Origin of the sequence: Frigoribacterium sp. CFBP9029, assembly GCF_034045305.1 — a bacterium.
GTDB lineage: Bacteria > Actinomycetota > Actinomycetes > Actinomycetales > Microbacteriaceae > Frigoribacterium.
In genome coordinates, this window is record NZ_JAXCWB010000009.1 from 1 (window position 1) to 21,185 (window position 21,185).

Sequence of the window (21,185 nt, forward strand, 5' to 3'; positions counted from 1 at the left end):
CAAGCGCGTCATCGGGCTGCCGGGCGACACCGTCGCCTGCTGCAACGACTTCGGCCAGATGACCGTCAACGGCGTACCGCTCACCGAGCCGTACGTCCTCCTCCCGCCCGGCGGCCCGCCCAGGGGGAGGGGGCGGCCCTGGGCGAGCGCGTCGACGAGCTCCGCGACCGCCTGCACGCGGCCGAGCGCGAGCGCGACGCCCTGGCCGCCCGGCGCGGGGCCCTGTCGTTGGCGCTCGACCGCGCCGACGGGTCGAGCGCGCTCCTGGCGGCCGGGCGACCGGGCGTGCGTGGCCGGGTGGCCGATCACGTGCAGGTGCGCCCCGGGTTCGAGGCGGCCGTCGCCGCGGCCCTCGGCAGCGTGGTCGACTCCGTCCTGGCCGACGACTCGGCGTCGGCCTTCGACGCCATCGAGCACGCGACCGTCGGCGAGCTCGGCCGGGTCGAGGTCGTCGTCGCCGAGCCCGAACGCCGTCTGACCACGCTCGAGGTGGACCTGCCGCCGGGGGCCGTGAGCGCCGTCTCGGTCGTCACCGCGCCTCCTGGTGTCCTCGGTCTGCTGGCGAGCACCGTCGTCGCCGACGACCTCGACGTCGCCCGGGCGACCCGAGCGGCCCTCGCCGCGCACCCCGTGCCGGCGACCGTCATCACGCGGTCGGGCGAGGTGCTCACCGACTACGTGCTGCGGGGCGGTTCGGGCGCCGAGCGATCCCGGCTCGAACTGGTCGCCGAGCGCGACGCCGCGGCCGAGCGGCTCACCGCCGTCGAGGCGACGCTCGCCGACCTCGCGCCCGAGCACGACGAGGCGAGGCGCCGACTCGTCGAGGCGCGCGCGCTGGCCGCCGCGTCGGCTGCGCAGGCGAAGGCGCAGGAGGCGCGGGTCGTCGACCACGAGCAGCGTCTCGGTCGTCTGCGCGCCAGGGTCGACGCCGCCGAGGCCGAGGTCGAGCGCCTGCGGTCGGCACTGGTCGTCGCGAGCCGGTCCGCCGACGAGGCGGCCGTGATCGTCGACGAGGCGGCCGCCGCCGACGAGGTGCACCGCGCGAGGCCCCGACCGCTGCTCGACGTCTCGGCCCGCCAGGGTCTCCTCGACGAGGTCGAGGCCGCCCGTGCCGCCGAGCTCGAACGACGCGTCGTGCTCGAGACGGTGCGCGAGCGCGTGCGGGCCGAGGCCGCTCGCGCGGTCACGCTGCAGCGGCAGCTCGACGAGCAGCGCGAGGCGGCCGAACGGCAGGCGCGCCGCACGGTGATCCGTCAGCGTCAGATGGCGTCGACCTCGTCGGTGCTCACCGCGCTGCCGCCGACCGTCGACGCCGTGGCCCGGTCGCTCGACGAGGCGCGTCGCGAGCTGGCCGAGGCCGAACGCGCCCGCGCCGGCCGCAACGACGAGCTCGCCGCCCTCCGTCGCGACGCCCGGTCGGTCCGAGAGCGTCTCGATGCCGTCACCGAGAGCGTGCACGGCCTCGAGATGGAGCTGCACGAGAAGCGCCTGCACCTGTCGGGGCTGCTCGACCGAGCAGCCTCGGGGCTCGGCCTCGTCGAGGACGTCCTGATCGCCGAGTACGGCCCCGACGTGCCCGTGCCGGCCGAGGCGGCTCGCGCCGACGAGGCGCCCGCCGACGCGGCTCCCGGCGACGCTGCGCCCTCGGGCGGCGGCGTCGACGACGGGCCCGGGTTCGAGGGCAGCCCGTTCGACCGTGCCGAGCAGGAGGCGCGGCTGGCGAAGGCCGAGAAGAAGCTCGCCCGACTCGGTCGCGTCAACCCCCTGGCCCTCGAGGAGTTCGCGGCGCTCGAGCAGCGGCACGCGTTCCTGTCCGAGCAGCTGACCGATCTCACCCGCACCCGCGCCGATCTCCTCACGATCATCGACGACATCGACTCGACGATGCAGACGATCTTCGGCAGCGCCTTCGCCGACACGCAGGCGGCCTTCGACCGGGTGTTCCCGATCCTGTTCCCGGGAGGCACGGGGTCGCTGCAGCTCACCGACCCCGAGGACCTCCTCGCGACGGGCATCGAGGTGACGGTGCGACCCGCCGGCAAGAAGATCGAGCGTCTGTCGCTGCTCTCGGGCGGCGAGCGGTCGCTGGCCGCGGTCGCCCTGCTGATCGCCATCTTCAAGGCCCGACCGAGCCCGTTCTACATCATGGACGAGGTCGAGGCGGCCCTCGACGACGCGAACCTAGGCCGTCTGCTCGCCATCTTCGAGGACCTCCGCGAGAACAGCCAGCTCATCGTCATCACTCACCAGAAGCGCACGATGGAGATCGCGGACGCCCTCTACGGCGTCTCGATGCGGCAGGACGGCGTCAGCGCCGTCGTCGGTCAGCGCGTCGTGGCGGAGCGCTCGGCCGGCTCGTGACGGTCCGGTGGCTGCCCGCATCGACATGACGCATCCGGGGCGCTCCGGGCCTCAGGCGGCCTCCGACGGGTCGCATCGACCAGCCGAGGAGGCGCGACCGACCTGATCGCGCCTCCTCGGCTCGTGCTCTCGACTCGGCGTCGTCAGTCGATGTCGGTGTCGACGACCCCGCCGTTGATGCTCAGCACGTGCCAGGCGGTGCCATCCCACTCGACCGTGTTCGCGGCCGCGTTCTCGATGTGCCCGACCTCGCGGCCGAGGATCTCGGACAGCACGAAGCGGATGATCGTCCCGTGGCAGACGACGACGATGTGGGCGTCGTCGCCGTCGAGCGGGAGGCGCGTGTCGCGGATCGTCTCGAGGGCGCCGATGCCGCGGCGGGCGACCGACTCGCGGGGCTCGATGTCGGGGTAGTCGGCGTTGGGCTCGTCGGGGATGGGCGACTCGGGGGTGCGGCCCTCGTGAGACGCGTAGTCGCGTTCGATCAGCTCGTCGTACGCGTCGCCGAGCTCGATGCCCAGCTCGGAGGCGATGATGCGGGCGGTCTCTCGAGCACGACCGAGCGGCGACGACACGATGGCGCTCCACTCGACGCCGGCGAGCAGCCGCGCCGCCTCGTGCGCCTGCCCTCGTCCGGTCTCGTTCAGCGGGATGTCCGACGAACCCTGCAGCTTGTCGTTGAGGTTCCAGTCGGTCTGACCGTGGCGGATGAGTTCGAGGCGCATGGGGGAGTTCCGTTCCTGTGGATCCGTGTCGTGCGGTCGCGGGGCGCGACCGCACGACGGGTGGGGCTAGTGGTCGTCGTCGGTGCTGCTCGCGACGCCGGGACGGTCGGCCGAGGCCGCCGCCGTGCGGGCGTCACGTCGCGTCTTCGCGAGGCTCAGCACCGTGGCGACGGCGATCGTCAGCAGGATGAAGCCGAGCGAGAACCAGATGGGGATCTCGGGGATCCAGTCGATCGGCTCGCCGCCGTTGATGAACGGCACCTCGTTGACGTGCAGGGCGTGGAACAGCAGCTTGACGCCGATGAACGCGAGGATGACCGCGAGCCCCTGAGCGAGGTAGACGAGGCGCTCGAGCAGACCCGAGATCAGGAAGTACAGCTGACGGAGCCCCAGCAGCGAGAAGGCGTTCGCCGTGAAGACGATGTACGCCTCTTGTGTCAGACCGAAGATGGCCGGGATGGAGTCGAGCGCGAAGAGCACGTCGGTCAGGCCGATGGCGACCATCACCAGGAAGAGCGGGGTGAAGAGACGCTTGCCGTCGACCTTCGTGGTCAGCTTCTGACCGTCGTAGTCCTTCGAGGTGGGGATGATGCGGCGGAGCGTGCGGATCAGCTTGCTGTCGGCCTCGTCCTTGTCGTCGTGACCGCCGCGCACCTGGCTGTAGGCGAGCCAGAAGAGCAGCAGACCGAACAGGTAGAAGACCCACGAGAAGTTCTCGATGATGACGACGCCGGCGGCGATGAAGAGACCTCGCGAGAGCAGGGCGATCGCGATGCCGACGAGCAGGACCTTCTGCTGGTAGATCCGCGGCACGGCGAAGCTCGTCATGATGATCAGGAAGACGAAGAGGTTGTCGACCGAGAGGGCCTTCTCGGTGACGTAGCCGGCGAAGTACTCGCCGCCGAAGGTCCAGTTCGAGAAGACGCCGACGCCGACGCCGAACAGGATCGCGATGCCGATGTAGACACCCGACCAGATGGCCGACTCCTTGATGGTCGGCTCGTGGGGGGTCCGCACGTGACTGAAGAAGTCGAAGAAGAGCAGGCCGATGATGCCGGCGATGGTGATCGCCCAGGTGATGAAATGGACGTCCATGTTCGTACCTCCAGTACGCAGCGGGTACCGAAGGTCTCCTCCACTCGCGGGGCGTCCTCTCGAACGCTTGCGAACCGGTGCACCGGGTCGAGATCGGTCTCTTCCGTATTGACGACGCCACCGCGCGGGAGTACTCCCCTTCAACTCGCCGAGCTTACAGCCTCTGCACGGTCTGCACGTCCGCCGATGGCCGAATAAGCTGGCGCACATGGCTTCCCCCTGGTCCCTCTCCGGTGCACTCCGTGGCATGTTCGCGAAGAAGACGATCGACGAGACCACCTGGGACGACCTCGAGGAGGCCCTGATCGGGGCCGACTTCGGCCCCGACGTCACCGAGCAGGTCGTCGACGACCTCCGCGCGAAGGTGCAGCGCTACAGCACGACCGATCCGGCCGACCTGAAGCGCATGCTCCGCGAGGTGCTCGAAGAGCGTCTGTCGAAGCTCGACTCCACCCTCAAGCTGAGCAACCGACCGGCGGTCGTGCTGATGGTCGGGGTGAACGGGGTCGGCAAGACGACGACGATCGGCAAGTTCGCGAAGTTCCTCCGCAACTACGACCGGTCGGTGGTCGTCGGGGCGGCCGACACCTTCCGTGCGGCGGCCGTCGAGCAGGTCGCGACCTGGGCCGACCGGGCCGGGGCGCGCATCGTGCGCCCGCAGCAGCCCGGCCAGGACCCTGCCTCGGTGGCCTACCAGACGGTCGAGCTGGCCATGCGCGAGGGCATCGAGATCGTGCTGATCGACACCGCGGGGCGACTGCAGACGAAGTCCGGCCTGATGGACGAGCTCGGCAAGATCAAGCGCGTCGTCGAGAAGCAGACCGAGATCGCCGAGGTGCTGCTCGTGCTCGACGCGACGACCGGCCAGAACGGTCTCGCGCAGGCTCAGGCGTTCATCGAGCACGCGGGGGTGACCGGTCTCGTGCTGACGAAGCTCGACGGCTCGGCCCGCGGCGGGTTCGTCCTGGCCGTGCAGGAGCAGACCGGCATCCCCATCAAGCTGGTCGGTCAGGGCGAGGGCATCGGCGATCTGACCGGCTTCACCCCGCACGTCTTCGTCCAGAACCTCATCGCGTAGTCGCGGCCCGCCCCGCCCGGGCGGGGCGACTCGATCGCAGGAGGCGCGGCGTCGGTTAAGCTGTCGTCACCATGGCCACATTTGGAACGCTCTCCGACCGCCTCGCGGACACCTTCAAGAACCTCCGCAACAAGGGCAAGCTCAGCCCTGCCGACGTCGACAGCACCGTCCGGGAGATCCGGCGCGCACTGCTCGACGCCGACGTCGCCTTCGAGGTCGTCAAGGCGTTCACGACGACGGTGCGCGAGCGCGCCCTGGGCGACGAGGTCAGCAAGGCGCTGAACCCCGCCCAGCAGGTCGTGCAGATCGTCAACGAAGAGCTGGTCGAGATCCTCGGCGGCAAGCAGCGTCGTCTCGAGTTCGCGAAGAACCCGCCCACCGTGATCATGCTCGCCGGTCTCCAGGGCGCGGGCAAGACGACCCTCGCCGGCAAGCTGGCGAAGTGGCTCGCCAAAGACGGTCACACGCCGCTGCTCGTCGCGGCCGACCTCCAGCGACCCAACGCGGTGCAGCAGCTGCAGGTGGTCGGCGAGCAGGCCGGCGCCGCCGTCTTCGCCCCCGAGCCGGGCAACGGCGTGGGCGACCCCGTGAAGGTCGCCAAGCAGGCCATCAAGTTCGCGCGCGACAAGGTCTACGACACGGTCATCGTCGACACCGCCGGTCGACTCGGCGTCGACGCCGACATGATGAAGCAGGCCGCGAACATCCGGAAGGCCGTCGACCCCGACGAGGTGCTCTTCGTCATCGACGCGATGATCGGTCAAGACGCCGTGGCGACGGCGAAGGCCTTCCAGGAGGGGGTCGACTTCACCGGCGTCGTGCTGTCGAAGCTCGACGGCGACGCGCGCGGCGGTGCGGCGCTGAGCGTCGCGTCCGTCACCGGTCGGCCTATCATGTTCGCCTCGACCGGCGAGTCGCTCGACGACTTCGAGCCGTTCCACCCCGACCGCATGGCCAGCCGCATCCTCGACCTCGGCGACATCCTCTCGCTCATCGAGCAGGCTCAGCAGGCGTTCGACGAAGACGAGGCGATGGCGGTCGCGCAGAAGATCGCGACCGACTCGTTCACCCTCGACGACTTCCTCAAGCAGATGCAGCAGCTGCGCAAGATGGGGTCGATCAAGGGCATGCTCGGCATGCTGCCGGGTGCCAAGGGCATGCGCGAGCAGCTCGAGAACTTCGACGAGCGCGAGATCGTCCGCACCGAGGCGATCATCCAGTCGATGACCCCTCAAGAGCGTCAGCTGCCGAAGCTGCTGAACGGTTCGCGTCGTCTGCGCATCGCCAAGGGCTGCGGCATGACCGTGACCGACGTCAACCAGCTCGTGCAGCGCTTCGAGCAGGCGTCGAAGATGATGAAGACCGTGGCCAAGGGCGGAGTGCCCCAGGTCCCCGGCATGGGTCCGATCCCCGGCGCCTCGTACGCCGGCAAGCGGCCGGCGGCGAAGAAGAAGGGCTCGAAGGCGGGCAACCCGGCCAAGCGCGCCGCTCAGAACGCCGCTCTGGCCACCGGCAAGCCCGCGGCCTCGCCCGGTGCGGCCGGCTCGGGCTTCGGGCTCGGCGGCGGCAAGGGCGACAAGGCGCCGACCCCCGAAGAGCTCGCGTCGCTGCAGAAGATGCTCGGCCGCAGCTAGCCCGGCTGCAGCCAGCCCGATCGCAGCCGGCTCGGTCGCAGCCGGCTCGGTCGACCGTGTGCGATCGCACCGGGGGAGTCGCGTGCTGGAGCGACGTCCTCGGCGACCGGCACCGCGCCTCCTCGGCTCAGACCCGCGGGGTGACGCCCTCACGGAGCTCGCGCACCAACGACGACACGACCGGGCGGAGGTCGCCGCCGTGGCGGGCCGACACCGACAGCTGGCGCTGGTAGCTCGCACCGTGCTCGACGATCGTGTCGAGCGACCGCAGCTCGGCCAGGCAGCCGAGCCGTTCGGCCGTGGGCTCGAGCCGCACGACGAGGTCGCGGAGGTCGTCTGTGACGAGCCGCTCGTCGCCGTCCGAGTTCTGGATGACGATGGCGTCCATCCCGTACCGGGCCGCCCGCCACTTGTTCTCACGGACGAACCACGGCTGCATCTGCGGCGGTTCGTCGCCGTCGTCGAGCGACTGCGACATGTCGTCGACGAGGCACTGGACGAGCGCCGCGACCGCGCCGACCTCCTCGAAGGTGGCGATGCCGTCGAAGACCCGCGTCTCGAGGGTGCCCCACTTCGGTGACGGCCGGATGTCCCAGCGGAGCTCGCTGTGGTGGTCGATGACGCCGGTGTGCGTCATGTCGGCGACCATCTCCTCGTAGTTCGCCCAGGCGCCGAACTGCGGGGGCAGCCCGGCGGTCGGCAGCTGCTGGAACATGAGGGCGCGGTTCGAGGCGTACCCGGTCTCCTCGCCGACCCAGAACGGGCTCGACGCCGTCAGCGCCTGGAAGTGCGGGAGATACGTCAGGAGGCCGTTCAGGATCGGCAGGGCCTTGTCGCGGGAGTCGATGCCGACGTGGACGTGCACCCCCCAGATCATCATCTGGCGTCCCCACCAGCGGGTCCGGTCGATGAGGGTCGCGTAGCGCTCGTTGCCGGGCGTGACCTCCTGGTCGGAGTAGCGGCCGAAGGGGTGCGTCCCGGCGCACAGCAGGTCGGCGCCCAGGGTCTCGGCGGGGCGGTGGACGGCGTCGATGGTGGACCGGAGGTCGTCGACCGCGTCGGGCACCCGGTGGTGGACCCCGCTCACGACCTCGACGGTGTTGGTCAGCAGCTCGTGGGTCAATCGCACGGGGCCGCCGTCGTTCAGGTGCTCGAGGTCGGCGAGGATCGCGGGCGCGTGCGGGGCCAGATCGCCGGTCTCGCGGTCGACGAGGGCGAGCTCCCATTCGATGCCGAGCGTCGACCGCTCCGAGGTCGTGAAGTCGATCCGCATGCTCGAGGCCCTCCGTCGGTCCGCCGCGGGCGTCCGGTGTCGCGCGCGGCGTCCATCCTGCCAGCCGAGCCGGTCGGGAGACCGCAGGAGGCGCTCCGCCGTCACGCAGGGACTCGCCGTGAAACCCGATCACCGAGAATTGGTGGATCGCGTCGTTCTTCTGCAACAATGGTGGGTCGAGTCTCCGTCCGCCCGACCCTCTAATCAGGCGGCCGATCAGACCCCATCAGAGCTTTCGAGCCGAGTGTGCCCCCACGCTCACGGCTAGCAACTCGCCCACATCACATCACACAGGAGAATTGTGGCTGTCAAGATCCGTCTCAAGCGTATGGGCAAGATCCGTGCCCCCTACTACCGCATCGTCGTCGCCGACTCGCGCACCAAGCGCGACGGTCGCGTGATCGAGGAGATCGGCAAGTACCACCCCACCGAAGAGCCCTCGTTCATCGAGGTCGAGTCGGACCGCGCGCAGTACTGGCTCGGTGTCGGCGCACAGCCGACCGAGCAGGTCGCCGCGCTGCTGAAGCTCACGGGCGACTGGGGCAAGTTCCAGGGCGACGCCGACGCCGTCAGCACCGTCAAGACCAAGGCTCCGAAAGAGGCCTTCGTCGCCGACGAGAAGAAGAAGCCGGTCCTCGTCCCCAAGTCGGAGAAGCCCGCCAAGGCCGAGGCTCCGGCCGAGGCCCCTGCCGACGACGCCGAGACCACCGAGGCGTAGTAAGTGCTCGCACCTGCACTCGAACACCTCGTCCGGGGGATCGTCGATCACCCGGGCGAGGTGCAGGTCGTGGCCTCGACCTCGCCTCGCGGCGAGGTGCTCGAGGTGCACGTGCATCCCGACGACCTCGGTCGCGTGATCGGTCGCGCCGGTCGCACCGCGAAGGCTCTGCGCACGCTCGTCACGGCTCTGGCCGACGGCAAGCGCGTCCGGGTGGACGTCGTCGACGGTGACGTCTGAGCCGTGAGCACCGAAGAGACCACCCAGCTGAGGGTCGGGCGACTGACCAAGCCGCACGGCTTGAAGGGCGCCCTCAAGCTCGAGCTGTTCACCGACACCCCTGAGACGCGATTCGTGCCGGGTGCCGAGTTCACCCTCCAGGTCCCCGAGACCAGCGAATGGCACGGCAAGACCCTGACCCTCGCCGAACTGCGCTGGTACAACGGCCACCCTGTCGGGTTCTTCGAGGGTGTCGCCGACCGCACCGGCGCCGAGTCGCTGGTCAAGGCCATCCTCTGGGTCGACCAGGATCTCGCCCAGCTCCCCGAAGAAGACGACGCCTGGTACCACCACCAGCTGATCGGTCTCCGGGTCGAGCGCGACGGCGTCCAGGTCGGCACCGTGGCCCGCATCGACCACCTCCCCGCCCAAGACCTCCTGGCCGTCGCCACCCCGACGGGCGAGGTGCTCGTGCCGTTCGTCTCCGCTCTGGTGCCGTCGGTCGACATCGACGCCGGGGTGGTCGTCGTGACGCCTCCTGCGGGGCTCTTCGAAGAACTCGTCGACACCGACGGCGACACGCAGCCGACCGACGAGGTCTGACCGTGCGCATCGACATCGTGTCGATCTTCCCCGAGTTCTTCGGGGTGCTCGACATCTCGTTGCTCGGCAAGGCCCGTCAGCAGAAGCTGCTCGACGTGTCGGTGCACGATCTGCGCGATTTCGCGCACGATCGGCACCGCACCGTCGACGACACCCCCTACGGCGGGGGCGCCGGGATGGTCATGCGTCCCGAGCCCTGGGGCGAGGCGCTCGACCACGTCTTCGGCGACGACTCCACTCCCGAGACGACGACCATGATCGTCCCCTCCCCGGCGGGCACCCCGTTCACGCAGGCGGTGGCGAGAGAGCTGGCGCTCGAGCAGCACCTCGTCTTCACGTGCGGTCGCTACGAGGGCATCGACCAGCGGGTCGTCGACCACGCGGCGACCCGCGTCACCGTCCGCGAGATCAGTCTCGGCGACTACGTGCTGAACGGCGGCGAGGTCGCCGTCGTCGCGATGATCGAGGCCATCGGCCGTCTCGTCCCGGGCATGGTCGGCAACCCCGCCAGCCTGACGGAGGAGAGCCACGAGAACGGACTCCTCGAGTACCCCAGCTACACGAAGCCGTCGTCGTGGCGGGGTCTCGACGTGCCTCCGGTGCTCCTCAGCGGCAACCACGGGGCGATCGCCTCCTGGCGGCATGAGCAGCAGATCGAGCGGACCCGACGGGTCCGCCCCGATCTGATCGACTGACGCACGTCGGAGCGACTCGCGGGCGTCCGTCCGCCGACGCGATGCAGGAGTTCCCCACCCTGCTTCCGTACTCTGTCTGCATGACGGCACGCCGCGTCCTCTTCCGCCTCCTCTGGCCTCTGGTGTTCGCCCTGCCCCTCTGGGTCATGTTCGGTCGCGCCTTCTTCGGCGTGCCTCTCGGGCTCCAGTTCGTCGGCCAGGTCTTCCTGGTGCCCCTGCTCTTCGTGGGTCAGGTGGTCGCCGCTGGTCTCGTCGTGGCCCGGCGCAGCGTGCGGACCGGCCGTGCCGTCTCGTGGCTCGACGCCGGTCTGCTCGGCACCGCCTGGGTCGCACAGCTCGCGCTGGGGTTCTTCCTGGTCGACAGCTCGGCAGGGTCGCGGGCCGCGTCGGCGTTCACCGCGGTGGCGGGCGGCGGTCTCGATCTGTCGACCGCGCTCTTCGCTCTCTCGGCCGTCGTCACGATCGCGTCGGTGATCGCTCTCATCGCCTCCGGGGTCTGGCAGCTGCTGCGCGAGACCGGTGAGCGGGTGGCCGCGTCGATGGCCGACCTCGACCGCGTCGCCGGTCTCGGGGTCGCGCAGGCCGGGGCGGCCGGTGGACGCCCGTCGGACGCCGGCGGGATGAGCGGTCCGGCCCGCGGCGACGGCCCGGTGATCCGCATCGAACCCCGGGGCGAGGGCGACGCTCGCCGCTCCGACGCATGACCCGGCGGTAGCGGCTGGGCTCCGGCCTGTGGCACACTTGATGTTTGTGCCTGCGCACGACTCTGCCACAGGGGAGTCTGCCATCTCAGCGCACATCCTCTTCATCACGAATCGGTGGTCTCCCACCACGAACGGCAGTCGACCTGTGGCGGTTGCAGAGAGCGAACGACTATGCACATCCTCGACGCGGTTGACTCCGCCAGCCTCCGTACGGACGTCCCCGACTTCCGTGCCGGCGACACCGTCAAGGTGCACGTGAACATCATCGAAGGCACGCGCTCGCGTGTCCAGGTCTTCCAGGGTGTCGTCATCGGCAAGCAGAACGAGGGCGTCCGCGAGACCTTCACGGTCCGCAAGGTCAGCTTCCAGGTCGGTGTCGAGCGCACGTTCCCCGTCCACTCGCCGGTCATCGACCACATCGAGATCGTCAGCCGTGGCGATGTCCGTCGCGCCAAGCTCTACTACCTGCGTGAGCTGCGCGGCAAGAAGGCCAAGATCAAGGAGAAGCGCGACCGCTGATCGCCTCCTAGATCCCTCCCGAGCTCCCCGCCGTATACGATGGCGGGGAGCTCGGGCGGTTAAATGACAAACAAGACATCTTCACATCGGCACCGTCTGCGACCCACGCGAGACGACGACCGCCCTCGGGGCTTCGGCGTGTTCCTCCGCGACATCCTCGTGATCTTCCTCGCGGCGCTGCTGATCTCGTTCCTGGTCAAGACGTTCCTGATCCGCTCGTTCTACATCCCCTCCGGGTCGATGGAGAACACGCTGCAGATCGACGATCGCATCATCGTCAACGAGCTCGTCCCCGACGTCGTCGACGTCCAGCGCGGCGACGTCGTGGTGTTCACCGATCCGGGTGGCTGGCTCGACGGCACCGCCCCGGTCACGACGGGTTCGGGCAATCCGGTCGCCGACGGTCTCGCGTGGTTCCTCACCCAGGTCGGTCTGGGCACGCGAGACAGCAACGACCACCTCATCAAGCGCGTCATCGGGCTGCCGGGCGACACCGTCGCCTGCTGCAACGACTTCGGCCAGATGACCGTCAACGGCGTCCCGCTCACCGAGCCGTACGTCCTCCTCCCGCCCGGCGAGACGCGGGTATCGGGCGACGACTTCTCGGTGACGGTGCCGGCCGACTCGCTCTGGGTGATGGGCGACAACCGCTACAACTCGAAAGACAGCCGCTACAACGGTTCGACGCCGAGCGAGGGCTTCGTCCCGATGAGCGACGTCGTGGGGCGGGCCTTCGTCGTCAGCTGGCCGTACACCCGCTGGCAGTGGCTCGACGACCACCCCGAGGTGTTCCGCGGCATCGAGCGCGAGGGCGAGGGCGACTGATGGTCGTCGTCGATCCGACCCTCGACGTCGAGCGCGAGCTGCACGCCGCCGGCGCGGAGTGGGTCATCGGCTGCGACGAGGTGGGTCGGGGCGCGATCGCTGGGCCGGTGGCCGTCGGCCTGGGCGCCGTGCCCGTCGGGTGCATCGAGATGCCGACCGGCCTCCGCGACTCGAAGCTGCTCTCCGAGAAGCGCCGCGAAGCGCTCTACCCCGTGGCGACGGCCTGGGTGTCGCATCACGCGGTCGGGTTCGCCGAGGCCCACGAGGTCGACGAGATCGGCATCGTCGCCGCACTCGGCCTGGCGGGCCGGCGTGCCCTCACGGCGCTGCATCACCAGGGGGTGGGCATCATGCGCTCCGTGGTCGTCCTCGACGGCAACCACGACTACCTCTCGCCGCAGCTGGCGACCCCGCCGCGCATCACCACGCGCATCAAGGCCGATCGGGACTGCGCTTCCGTGGCCGCCGCGTCGGTCATCGCGAAGGTCGAACGCGACCGCCTGATGATCGAGGCCGACGTCCAGCACCCCGGTTACGGCTGGTCGGGCAACAAGGGGTACGGGTCGTCTTCGCACTTCGGCGCGCTGGCCGAGCTGGGGCCGTCGCCCCTGCATCGCCTGACCTGGCTGCACTGACGCTCGGGCGTCCGTCGTGCCCGACACCTTCTCGCGCTCCGCGTAGGATGTCTTCTCGATGGACGAAGACGAGTTCGAAGACTACGACCGCGAGGTCGAGCTCGCGCTGTACCGCGAGTACCGCGACGTGGTGTCGCAGTTCCGCTACGTCGTCGAGACGGAGCGACGGTTCTACCTGGCGAACGAGGTCGAACTCGTCCGCCGCGACACCGAGCACGACTTCTACTTCGAGCTGAGCATGACCGACGTCTGGGTATGGGACGTCTACCGGTCCGACCGCTTCGTGAAGTCGGTGCGTGTGCTGACCTTCAAAGACGTCAACGTCGAAGAGCTGACGGCCCGCGATCTCGAGCTGCCGAAAGAGCTCGCGCTCGACGAGTGAGACCCGTCCGCTGATCCCTCCACGGTCAGCCGGGGCACGCATCGCTCCACAGTCTGGTCCGCACGGCGCCTGAGCCGAGCTGTCCTCCGCGACGCTTCTCGTCGAGGAGGCCGACATGGCGAAGAAGGATGATCTGGGGCGGCGCGGCGAAGACGTGGCCGCCGAGTGGGTCGAGGCGCAGGGCATGCGCGTCGTCGACAAGAACTGGCGGTGCCGCGAGGGCGAGATCGATCTCGTGGCCCTCGACGGCGACGACGTGGTGGTGATCGAGGTGAAGACCCGGTCGGGCACGGGCTACGGCCACGCCCTCGAGTCGGTCACGGCGTCGAAGCTGGCACGGCTCCGGCGGTTGGCCGCGGCGTGGACGCGAGCGAATCCCGGGCGGGGCCGCGGCCTGCGGATCGACGTCGTCGGCATCACGATCGAGAGGTGCCAGGGCCACGAGCGCATCGACCACGTGCGTGGGGCGGGCGCATGAGCATCGGTCGCACGCGGGCGGTCTCGCTGCTGGGGCTCGAGGGCGCTCTGGTCGAGGTCGAGGCGGACATGGGGCAGGGGCTGCCGGCCTTCATGATCATCGGGTTGCCCGACACGTCGCTCGGCGAGGCGCGCGACCGGGTGCGGGCCGCCGCCACGAACACGGGCTGCGCTCTGCCGACCCGCAAGCTGACGGTCAACCTCTCGCCGGCGTCGCTGCCCAAACAGGGCTCGTCGTTCGATCTGGCGATCGCGATGGCGGCCCTCGCTGCGGCCGACCTCGTCTCGGCGGTGTCGGTCGGTCGCATCGTCCATCTCGGTGAGCTCGGTCTCGACGGCAGACTCCGACCCGTCGACGGCGTCCTGCCGGCGGTGCTGGCGGCGCGTCGGGCAGGGGCCGAGACGGTCATGGTGCCGAGCGACAACGCCGCGGAGGCCGGGCTCGTCCCGGGGATCCGCATCGTGCCGGCGGCGAGTCTCCGCGAGGCGGCCATCTGGCACGGCGCCGATCTGACCCCCGAGCCGGTGGAGGCGATCGTGCGACCGCGTCCGATCGGACTCGCGTCGGCCGTCGACGGCCCGCGACCCGACCTCGCCGACGTCGTCGGCAACTCCGACGCGGTGCAGGCGCTGATCGTGGCGGCGGCCGGTGGGCACCACCTCCTGATGGTGGGTCCGCCGGGGGCGGGCAAGACGATGCTGGCGGCGCGGCTGCCCGGCATCCTGCCCGATCTCGACCTCGACGCCGCGCTCGAGGTCGGCAGTGTGCGGTCGCTGGCCGGACGGCCCGTCGACGGCGCGCTCGACCGTCGTCCCCCCTTCGAGAGCCCGCACCACACCTGCAGCGCGGCGTCCCTCATCGGGGGCGGCAGCGGCATCATCCGCCCAGGCGCCGCCTCCCGTGCGACACGGGGCGTGCTGTTCCTCGACGAGGCACCCGAATTCTCGCGGACGGTGCTCGACTGCCTGCGTCAACCGCTCGAGTCGGGCGAGGCGGTGATCCACCGTGCTCGAGCCGTCGCGCGGTTCCCCGCGCGGTTCCAGCTGGTCGCGGCGGCCAATCCCTGCCCGTGCGGGCAGTACGGAGCACGAGACGGCCGCTGCGAGTGCTCGCCGCATCACCGTCGCAGGTATCTGGCGAAGCTGTCCGGTCCTCTCGTGGATCGCATCGATCTCCAGCTGAGGGTCGCCCGGATCGGCTCGGCGGCCTTCCGACTGTCCGAGCAGTCCGTCCGACCGTCGACGGCCGACGCGAGGCGACGAGTCGAGGAGGCGCGGGCGCGGACGGCCGACCGTCTCGCGTCGACCCCGTGGCGGCTGAACTCCGAGGTGCCCGGCGTCTGGCTGCGCGAGCGCGACAACCGCCTGCCGGTCGCCGTGAGTCTGCCCGCCGACCACGCCCTCGAGACCGGGGCGCTCACCATGCGCGGCTACGACCGGGTGCTCCGCGTGTCGTGGACCCTCGCCGACCTCGACGGCGTCGACCGGCCCGAACGGTCGCACGTGCTGGGCGCCCTCGCGCTCCGGAGATCGTCGTGAACGAGCTGCTGACGGCCTCGAGCTCGGATCTCGCCGCCGTCGTGGGGCCTCTCCGCCGTGACGGCGCACGGGCGGTGGAGGCCTTCGCCCTCGGCGCATGGTCGGCAGTCGTCGAGCCGGGCGATGCCGTGGGAGGTCTCGCTCGCCGCGTCCTCGGGGCGGCCGTCGCCCTGCGTGTCGTCCTCGAGTCGGTCGACCGACGCGTCTCCGAAGGCGATCCGTCCTTGCTCGGGCAGGCGCTTCGGCAGGCCGGAGTCGACCCGGAGGAGATCTCCGATCGGCGGATCGCCCGGGCGCTGTCGCGGTGGGAACCGCGCACCGACGACGTCCGCATCCGGTCGTCGTTCCGGGCGGCGACGGCCATCGGGCTGCGACTCGTCGTCCCCGGCGACGACGAATGGCCCGTGGTGCTCGACGATCTGGGCGACCATGCGCCGGCCGCGCTCTGGCTCCGAGGCTCGGCCGACCTGCCGACCGTGGCGTCGACGATCGCCGTCGTGGGGTGTCGGGCGTCGACCGCCTACGGCGAGCAGGTCGCGGCCGATCTCAGCAGCGCGCTCTGCGACCGGGGCTTCACGATCGTCTCCGGTGGCGCGTACGGCATCGACGGGATGGCGCACCGCGCGGCGCTGGTGTCGGAGGGGCCCACCGTCGCCGTCATGGCCGGGGGAGTGGACCGCTTCTATCCGAGCGGCCACGACACGCTGCTGAGGTCGGTGGTCGAGAAGGGGCTCCTCGTCTCCGAGTCGCCCTGCGGCAGCACGCCGAGCAAATGGCGGTTCCTGCAGCGGAACAGGCTGATCGCGACGCTGTCGGCCGTGTCCGTCGTGGTCGAGGCCGGTCGGCGGTCTGGGGCGCTGAACACCGCCGCACACGCCCAGGCCATCGGACGGCCGGTGGGGGCCGTGCCCGGTCCGATCACCTCGCCGTCGTCGGTGGGGTGCCACGCGCTGATCCGCTCGGGGCTCGGCGCCTGCATCACCTCCGTCGACGACGTCCTCGAGCTCGTGCCCGGGCGCGCCGTTCCGACGGGTGCCGCCCCCGATCCACGCGAGCACCCCGAGCGACTCCGCGTCCGTGACGCCTTGAGCACCCGCGTCGATCGCGGCACCGACGAGGTCGCGGTCGCGAGCGGCTTGTCGACGTATCGCGCACGCGAGGTCCTCGCCGAGCTCGAGCTCGACGGTCTCGTGGAGCGTGAGGCGGGAGGGTGGCGGCGACGGCGCCCGGGGTGAGCGAGGGCTGGGCGCGGGGCCGCCGCTGGCGACCGGGTGACTACTCTGGCGTGATGATCGACGTCGAGGCCTTCGTGGAGCACCTGCGGCACGGCCGCGGGCTCAGCGAGCACACGATCAGGTCGTATCGCTCCGATCTCGCCGACCTCGTGTCATTCGCCGCCGTCCACCTCGGTCGCGACCCGCGCGTCGCCGATCTCGACCTCGATCTGCTCCGGGAGTGGCTCTATCGGGCGACCCGCTCCGGTCTGGCACGGGCGACGCTCGCCCGTCGATCGGCCAGCGCCCGCGCCTTCACCCGCTGGTTGGAGGAGACCGGCCGCACGGCCGTCGACGTGGGGGTCCGGCTCCGGGCGCCGAAGGCCGAGAGCCGCCTGCCTCGGGTGCTCACCGAGCCCCAGATCGACGGCGTCCTGCGCTCGCTCGAGCTCCGCGCCGACACCGACGACCCCGGTGCCCGCCGCGACCTCGCGGTCGTCGAGCTGCTCTACGGGTCGGGTCTCCGGGTCTCCGAGCTCGTCGGCGCCGACCTCGCCGACGTCGACCTCGGTCGGCTCATGGTGCGGGTGACGGGCAAGGGGGCGAAGCAGCGCGTGGTGCCCTTCGGGGTGCCAGCGGCCGAGGCGCTCGGTCGGTACCTCGATCGGGCACGGCCCTCGCTCGTCGCGGCCGGCGGCGAGCCGGGCACGACCGCGTTCTTCGTCGGAGCGGAGGGGGGCCGCCTCGGCACGCGAGCCGTCCACCGACTGGTCGCGCGCCTCCTCGGCGACATCCCGGGTGCCGGCCCCGCCGGGCCGCACGCGCTGCGGCACACGGCGGCGACGCATCTGCTCGACGGGGGCGCCGACCTCCGGGCCGTGCAGGAGCTGCTCGGCCACGCCAGTCTCGGCACGACCCAGATCTACACGCACGTCTCGACGGAACGGCTCCGCGAGAGCTACCGCTCGGCGCACCCCCGGGCCTGACCGCCGGGCGCGCCTCACCCCACGGGGCGGGTCGGCAGCAGCACCGACGGGCGTCCGCCGCCGAGCAGCAGCAGCGGGGAGACGTACTCGCCGTCGCGACGGGCGCCGAGGTGCACGGCGTCGACGTCGGGGGAGTGGCCGGCGACGACGAGACCGACGACGTCGCCGCGGGTGACGGCGTCGCCGGCGGTCAGCTCCGTCGTGACCGGCTCGAAGCTGCTCAGCAGACCGTCGGAGTGCGTGATGGAGAGGACCGGCCGGTCGACCACCGTGCCCGCGAAGCGCACGACGCCGTCGTCGGGTGCCAGCACGGGTTCGCCGACGGCGGCCCCGATGTCGATGCCGCGGTGACCGGGTGACCACGCGTGCTCGGGTGCGACGAACGGGCGGACGACCGGGTGCGGTGGCGCCACCGGCCACGACCAGAGCACCGACCCGACGGTCACGACGGGTGCGCCGCCCACCGGGTCGCCCGCCGCGCCCGCCGTCCCGTCCGCACCCCCGGCCATCACGACGAGCAGCACCAGCAGCGACGCGCCCCCGAGCCTCGGACGCCACCCGACGACCAGGGACCCGACCCCGGCCCCCATCGAGGAGGCGCGGGCACGGTGGCGAGACGAGGCACGGTCGACGAGGCGCATCCGGAAATTCTGCCGAGCGTGCACCTCGCTCCGCCGAGGCGTATCGTTCATCGGTGCACGGACACCCGGTGCACGACGTTGTGGAGGAGTCGAGGCGCGCCCTCCTCCTCCGAGCAAGAAGGAGAACCGTGTCGAACTCGGCAGCAGATCCAGCGGAAGCCAAGAAGCTGAACAGGCGGGTGACGGCGCTCGCGGTGGCCGCGGCCGTCGGAGGCTTCCTCTTCGGATTCGACTCGTCCGTCATCAACGGCGCGGTGTCGTCGATCACCGACGAGTTCGGTCTGACCGAGTTCGCGTCAGGCTTCGCCGTCGCCTCGGCCCTGATCGGCTGCGCGATCGGCGCCTACGTCGCCGGTCGTCTCGCCGACAAGATGGGCCGCATCAAGGTCATGCTGATCGGCGCCGCGCTGTTCCTCGTCAGCTCGATCGGCGCGGCTGCCGCCTTCGCCGTCTGGGATCTCGTTCTCTGGCGCGTCATCGGCGGACTCGGCATCGGCATCGCCTCCGTCATCGCACCGGCCTACATCAGCGAGGTCTCGCCCAAGGCCATCCGCGGGCGACTCGCGTCGTTCCAGCAGCTGGCCATCACGCTCGGCATCTTCGTCGCCCTCCTCTCCGACCAGCTGTTCGCGGTCACCGCGGGCGGCGCGTCCGAGCCGTCGCTCTTCGGTCTCGCCGCCTGGCGCTGGATGTTCCTCGTCGGCGTCGTGCCGTCGGTCGTCTACGGCGTGCTGGCATGGCGTCTGCCCGAGTCGCCCCGTTACCTCGCGGGCGAAGGCCGGGAGGGCGAGGCCCGCAAGGTGCTCGAGAGCATCGTCCCGACCGAGACGGTCGACACGAGCCTGAAGGAGATCACCGACTCGATCAAGACCGAGGCGGACCTCGACACGAAGTCGTCCATCCGGGGCAAGCGCTTCGGCCTGCAGCCGATCGTCTGGGTCGGCATCATCCTCGCCGTCCTGCAGCAGTTCGTCGGCATCAACGTGATCTTCTACTACTCGACCACCCTCTGGCAGGCCGTCGGATTCCAGGAGGAGGACTCCTTCCTCATCTCCACGATCACCGCCGTCGTCAACGTGGCCGTGACCTTCGTGGCCATCGGCCTGGTCGACAAGGTCGGTCGTCGCCCGCTGCTGCTCACCGGCTCCGTCGGGATGTTCCTGAGCCTCGCCGTCACCGCGCTCGCATTCAGCCAGGCGACGACCACCGCCTCCGGCGACCCGTCGCTGCCGGGTGCCTGGGGCCCTGTCGCGCTCGTCGCGGCGAACCTCTTCGTGGTCTCGTTCGGTGCGACCTGGGGTCCGCTGATGTGGGTCCTCCTCGGCGAGATGTTCCCCAACAGCATCCGTGCCACAGCGCTCGGCGTCGGCAGCATGGCGAACTGGATCGCCAACTTCATCGTCACGGTGTCGTTCCCGAGCCTCGCCGCCCTCAGCCTCACGCTGTCGTACGGCATCTTCGCCTTCTTCGCCCTCGTCTCGTTCTTCTTCGTCTTCGCGAAGATCCCCGAGACCAAGGGCCGTTCCCTGGAGGAGATGGGCGTCTCGGCGCTCGACGGATCCATCGACGCCAAGCGCTCCAGGGCCTGACGTCCGACACGCCCCAGAACGCCCCGACCGGCTGCCGGTCGGGGCGTTCTCGCGTGGTGCTAACATGATCGATGCAGCCTGCTCAGCAGGCTGACTTCGCGTGCCCAGTGCGTCTTCGGACGCACCGATCGCGAGCCGGTCCGTCCGGTTCCGTTCGTCACCGGCCTCCATCTCCATTCGGTCCGACCGCATCCCAGGGTGCGAGCGGCGGAGGTGCGCCCGGGCACCAGGCAGCGACGACCGACCGGTCGTCCGACAACCGACAATCCGGTGCACCAGCGTGTGCGCCCAGAAACAGGAGAACGACCATGGCCGTCGTCACCATCCGCCAGCTGCTCGACAGCGGCGTCCACTTCGGACACCAGACCCGCCGCTGGAACCCGAAGGTGAAGCGATTCATCCTCGCCGAGCGCTCCGGCATCCACATCATCGACCTGCAGCAGTCGCTCGGCTACATCGACAGCGCGTACGACTTCGTCAAGGAGACCGTCGCCCACGGCGGCACCATCCTCTTCGTCGGCACCAAGAAGCAGGCTCAGGGTTCCATCGCCGAGCAGGCCAACCGTGTCGGCCAGCCCTTCGTGAACCAGCGCTGGCTGGGTGGTCTGCTGACCAACTTCCAGACCGTGTCGAAGCGCCTCGCCCGCATGAAGGAGCTCGAGGACATCGACTTCGACGACACCACCCAGGGCTTCACCAAGAAAGAGCTCCTGATCAAGAAGCGCGAGCTCGACAAGCTGCACAAGACGCTCGGTGGTATCCGCAACCTCACCAAGACGCCGTCGGCGCTCTGGATCGTCGACACCAAGAAAGAGCACCTCGCGATCGACGAGGCCAAGAAGCTCGGCATCCCGGTCATCGGCATCCTCGACACCAACTGCGACCCCGACGAGATCAACTTCCCGATCCCCGGCAACGACGACGCGATCCGCTCCGTCGGTCTGCTGACGCGCATCGTCGCCGACGCCGCCGCCGAGGGCCTCGTCCAGCGTCACCAGAAGCCCGAAGACGCCGACCAGCCCGTCGAGCCCCTCGCCGAGTGGGAGGCCGAGCTGCTCGCCCAGGGCGAGGCCAAGGCCGCCGACGCCGCGACCGAGGCGCCCGCCGCCGAGCCGCTCCCCACGGAGGAGAACGACGCCGACGCTCAGGTCGCCGCGAAGCCCCTGGGCGAGCCGGTCGCCGAGCCCGTCGCCGAGGCGACCGTCGAGACCGCTGCGGAGCCGGCCGACGCCGACGCCGCGGCCGACTCGAAGTAACGCACCTCCTCACTCCG

General features: G+C 70.4%; 21 protein-coding genes and 1 pseudogene. 18 read left to right on the forward strand and 4 right to left on the reverse strand.

Annotated elements, in window-relative coordinates; genetic code table 11:
• Positions 1 to 150 precede the first annotated feature (150 nt).
• Positions 151 to 2,361 (forward strand): annotated as a pseudogene (locus SOM11_RS11920) (AAA family ATPase); the annotation flags it as partial.
• A 143-nt stretch (positions 2,362 to 2,504) separates the two neighbouring features.
• On the opposite strand, the gene SOM11_RS11925 reads toward SOM11_RS11920, so the two are convergent.
• Entirely contained in the window at positions 2,505 to 3,086 is a 582-nt protein-coding gene (locus tag SOM11_RS11925) for a histidine phosphatase family protein (RefSeq protein ID WP_192058340.1), read from the reverse strand.
• A 66-nt stretch (positions 3,087 to 3,152) separates the two neighbouring features.
• The gene (locus SOM11_RS11930; protein WP_192058338.1) at positions 3,153 to 4,181 is read right to left on the reverse strand and encodes a TerC family protein; all 1,029 of its coding nucleotides are present in this window, start codon (positions 4,179 to 4,181) and stop codon (positions 3,153 to 3,155) included.
• 208 nt (positions 4,182 to 4,389) lie between these two features.
• Here SOM11_RS11930 and ftsY point away from each other — a divergent pair, with 208 nt between their 5' ends.
• Positions 4,390 to 5,259, forward strand: a complete 870-nt coding sequence (ftsY, locus tag SOM11_RS11935; protein ID WP_055796393.1) for a signal recognition particle-docking protein FtsY — start codon at positions 4,390 to 4,392, stop codon at positions 5,257 to 5,259.
• Between the two features lie 71 nt (positions 5,260 to 5,330).
• The gene (ffh, locus tag SOM11_RS11940; RefSeq protein ID WP_192058336.1) at positions 5,331 to 6,893 is read left to right on the forward strand and encodes a signal recognition particle protein; all 1,563 of its coding nucleotides are present in this window, start codon (positions 5,331 to 5,333) and stop codon (positions 6,891 to 6,893) included.
• A gap of 127 nt (positions 6,894 to 7,020) precedes the next feature.
• Here the strand turns inward: ffh and SOM11_RS11945 are convergent, their stop codons facing one another.
• Positions 7,021 to 8,166: a glutamate--cysteine ligase gene (locus SOM11_RS11945; protein ID WP_243214622.1), complete on the reverse strand. Its 1,146-nt coding sequence runs from the start codon at positions 8,164 to 8,166 to the stop codon at positions 7,021 to 7,023.
• 301 nt (positions 8,167 to 8,467) lie between these two features.
• On the opposite strand from SOM11_RS11945, the gene rpsP reads away from it, so the two are divergent.
• The 13 genes from rpsP (at position 8,468) to SOM11_RS12010 (ending at position 17,682) form a co-directional block, all read left to right on the forward strand.
• Positions 8,468 to 8,884, forward strand: a complete 417-nt coding sequence (gene rpsP / locus SOM11_RS11950; RefSeq protein WP_192058332.1) for a 30S ribosomal protein S16 — start codon at positions 8,468 to 8,470, stop codon at positions 8,882 to 8,884.
• A gap of 3 nt (positions 8,885 to 8,887) precedes the next feature.
• Positions 8,888 to 9,124 carry an RNA-binding protein gene (locus SOM11_RS11955; RefSeq protein ID WP_192058329.1) on the forward strand — a complete coding sequence of 79 codons (237 nt, stop codon included), beginning with the start codon at positions 8,888 to 8,890 and terminating at the stop codon, positions 9,122 to 9,124.
• Between the two features lie 3 nt (positions 9,125 to 9,127).
• Positions 9,128 to 9,706 (forward strand): ribosome maturation factor RimM, encoded by a 579-nt coding sequence (rimM, locus tag SOM11_RS11960; RefSeq protein WP_192058327.1) that lies wholly within the window; start codon positions 9,128 to 9,130, stop codon positions 9,704 to 9,706.
• A gap of 2 nt (positions 9,707 to 9,708) precedes the next feature.
• A complete protein-coding gene (gene trmD, locus SOM11_RS11965) occupies positions 9,709 to 10,401 on the forward strand; it encodes a tRNA (guanosine(37)-N1)-methyltransferase TrmD (protein ID WP_320478152.1) in 693 nt (230 codons plus the stop codon).
• A gap of 80 nt (positions 10,402 to 10,481) precedes the next feature.
• Positions 10,482 to 11,105 carry a hypothetical protein gene (locus SOM11_RS11970; protein ID WP_320478153.1) on the forward strand — a complete coding sequence of 208 codons (624 nt, stop codon included), beginning with the start codon at positions 10,482 to 10,484 and terminating at the stop codon, positions 11,103 to 11,105.
• Positions 11,106 to 11,276: 171 nt separating this feature from the next.
• On the forward strand, positions 11,277 to 11,624 hold the full coding sequence (rplS, locus tag SOM11_RS11975) for a 50S ribosomal protein L19 (RefSeq protein WP_192058321.1): 348 nt from the start codon (positions 11,277 to 11,279) through the stop codon (positions 11,622 to 11,624).
• A gap of 63 nt (positions 11,625 to 11,687) precedes the next feature.
• Complete coding sequence (gene lepB / locus SOM11_RS11980; RefSeq protein WP_192058318.1) at positions 11,688 to 12,449, forward strand: signal peptidase I; 762 nt, start codon at positions 11,688 to 11,690, stop codon at positions 12,447 to 12,449.
• Positions 12,449 to 13,084, forward strand: coding sequence for a ribonuclease HII (locus SOM11_RS11985; RefSeq protein ID WP_320478154.1), 636 nt, complete (start codon positions 12,449 to 12,451; stop codon positions 13,082 to 13,084). The genes lepB and SOM11_RS11985 overlap by 1 nt, the downstream gene beginning before the upstream one ends.
• A gap of 58 nt (positions 13,085 to 13,142) precedes the next feature.
• Complete coding sequence (locus SOM11_RS11990) at positions 13,143 to 13,466, forward strand: DUF2469 family protein (RefSeq protein WP_055796429.1); 324 nt, start codon at positions 13,143 to 13,145, stop codon at positions 13,464 to 13,466.
• Positions 13,467 to 13,581: 115 nt separating this feature from the next.
• Positions 13,582 to 13,944: a YraN family protein gene (locus SOM11_RS11995; RefSeq protein WP_192058314.1), complete on the forward strand. Its 363-nt coding sequence runs from the start codon at positions 13,582 to 13,584 to the stop codon at positions 13,942 to 13,944.
• Positions 13,941 to 15,482, forward strand: a complete 1,542-nt coding sequence (locus SOM11_RS12000; protein ID WP_320478155.1) for a YifB family Mg chelatase-like AAA ATPase — start codon at positions 13,941 to 13,943, stop codon at positions 15,480 to 15,482. Before SOM11_RS11995 ends, SOM11_RS12000 begins: the two co-directional genes overlap by 4 nt.
• Entirely contained in the window at positions 15,479 to 16,717 is a 1,239-nt protein-coding gene (gene dprA, locus SOM11_RS12005; RefSeq protein WP_320478156.1) for a DNA-processing protein DprA, read from the forward strand. The genes SOM11_RS12000 and dprA overlap by 4 nt, the downstream gene beginning before the upstream one ends.
• A 53-nt stretch (positions 16,718 to 16,770) precedes the next feature.
• Complete coding sequence (locus SOM11_RS12010; RefSeq protein ID WP_243214614.1) at positions 16,771 to 17,682, forward strand: tyrosine recombinase XerC; 912 nt, start codon at positions 16,771 to 16,773, stop codon at positions 17,680 to 17,682.
• Between the two features lie 14 nt (positions 17,683 to 17,696).
• Here SOM11_RS12010 and SOM11_RS12015 read toward each other — a convergent pair whose 3' ends face one another.
• The gene (locus tag SOM11_RS12015) at positions 17,697 to 18,323 is read right to left on the reverse strand and encodes a M23 family metallopeptidase (protein WP_320478157.1); all 627 of its coding nucleotides are present in this window, start codon (positions 18,321 to 18,323) and stop codon (positions 17,697 to 17,699) included.
• Between the two features lie 128 nt (positions 18,324 to 18,451).
• Between SOM11_RS12015 and SOM11_RS12020 the strand changes: the two genes are divergently transcribed.
• Together SOM11_RS12020 and rpsB are read left to right on the forward strand one after the other, a co-directional pair.
• Positions 18,452 to 19,912 (forward strand): sugar porter family MFS transporter, encoded by a 1,461-nt coding sequence (locus SOM11_RS12020; protein ID WP_192058308.1) that lies wholly within the window; start codon positions 18,452 to 18,454, stop codon positions 19,910 to 19,912.
• A gap of 308 nt (positions 19,913 to 20,220) precedes the next feature.
• On the forward strand, positions 20,221 to 21,168 hold the full coding sequence (rpsB, locus tag SOM11_RS12025) for a 30S ribosomal protein S2 (protein ID WP_192058306.1): 948 nt from the start codon (positions 20,221 to 20,223) through the stop codon (positions 21,166 to 21,168).
• Positions 21,169 to 21,185 lie beyond the last annotated feature (17 nt).

Bases quoted from the DNA above. Each gene is read 5' to 3' on its own strand.
- SOM11_RS12000 (WP_320478155.1), top strand. From the start codon at position 13,941: ATGAGCATCGGTCGCACGCGGGCGGTCTCGCTGCTGGGGCTCGAGGGC.
- rpsB (WP_192058306.1), top strand. From the start codon at position 20,221: ATGGCCGTCGTCACCATCCGCCAGCTGCTCGACAGCGGCGTCCACTTC.
- SOM11_RS11945 (WP_243214622.1), bottom strand. From the start codon at position 8,166: ATGCGGATCGACTTCACGACCTCGGAGCGGTCGACGCTCGGCATCGAA.
- SOM11_RS12010 (WP_243214614.1), top strand. From the start codon at position 16,771: ATGATCGACGTCGAGGCCTTCGTGGAGCACCTGCGGCACGGCCGCGGG.
- ffh (WP_192058336.1), top strand. From the start codon at position 5,331: ATGGCCACATTTGGAACGCTCTCCGACCGCCTCGCGGACACCTTCAAG.
- SOM11_RS11925 (WP_192058340.1), bottom strand. From the start codon at position 3,086: ATGCGCCTCGAACTCATCCGCCACGGTCAGACCGACTGGAACCTCAAC.
- SOM11_RS12015 (WP_320478157.1), bottom strand. From the start codon at position 18,323: ATGCGCCTCGTCGACCGTGCCTCGTCTCGCCACCGTGCCCGCGCCTCC.
- SOM11_RS11990 (WP_055796429.1), top strand. From the start codon at position 13,143: ATGGACGAAGACGAGTTCGAAGACTACGACCGCGAGGTCGAGCTCGCG.
- SOM11_RS11985 (WP_320478154.1), top strand. From the start codon at position 12,449: ATGGTCGTCGTCGATCCGACCCTCGACGTCGAGCGCGAGCTGCACGCC.
- lepB (WP_192058318.1), top strand. From the start codon at position 11,688: ATGACAAACAAGACATCTTCACATCGGCACCGTCTGCGACCCACGCGA.
- SOM11_RS11995 (WP_192058314.1), top strand. From the start codon at position 13,582: ATGGCGAAGAAGGATGATCTGGGGCGGCGCGGCGAAGACGTGGCCGCC.
- SOM11_RS11930 (WP_192058338.1), bottom strand. From the start codon at position 4,181: ATGGACGTCCATTTCATCACCTGGGCGATCACCATCGCCGGCATCATC.
- SOM11_RS11970 (WP_320478153.1), top strand. From the start codon at position 10,482: ATGACGGCACGCCGCGTCCTCTTCCGCCTCCTCTGGCCTCTGGTGTTC.
- ftsY (WP_055796393.1), top strand. From the start codon at position 4,390: ATGGCTTCCCCCTGGTCCCTCTCCGGTGCACTCCGTGGCATGTTCGCG.
- rplS (WP_192058321.1), top strand. From the start codon at position 11,277: ATGCACATCCTCGACGCGGTTGACTCCGCCAGCCTCCGTACGGACGTC.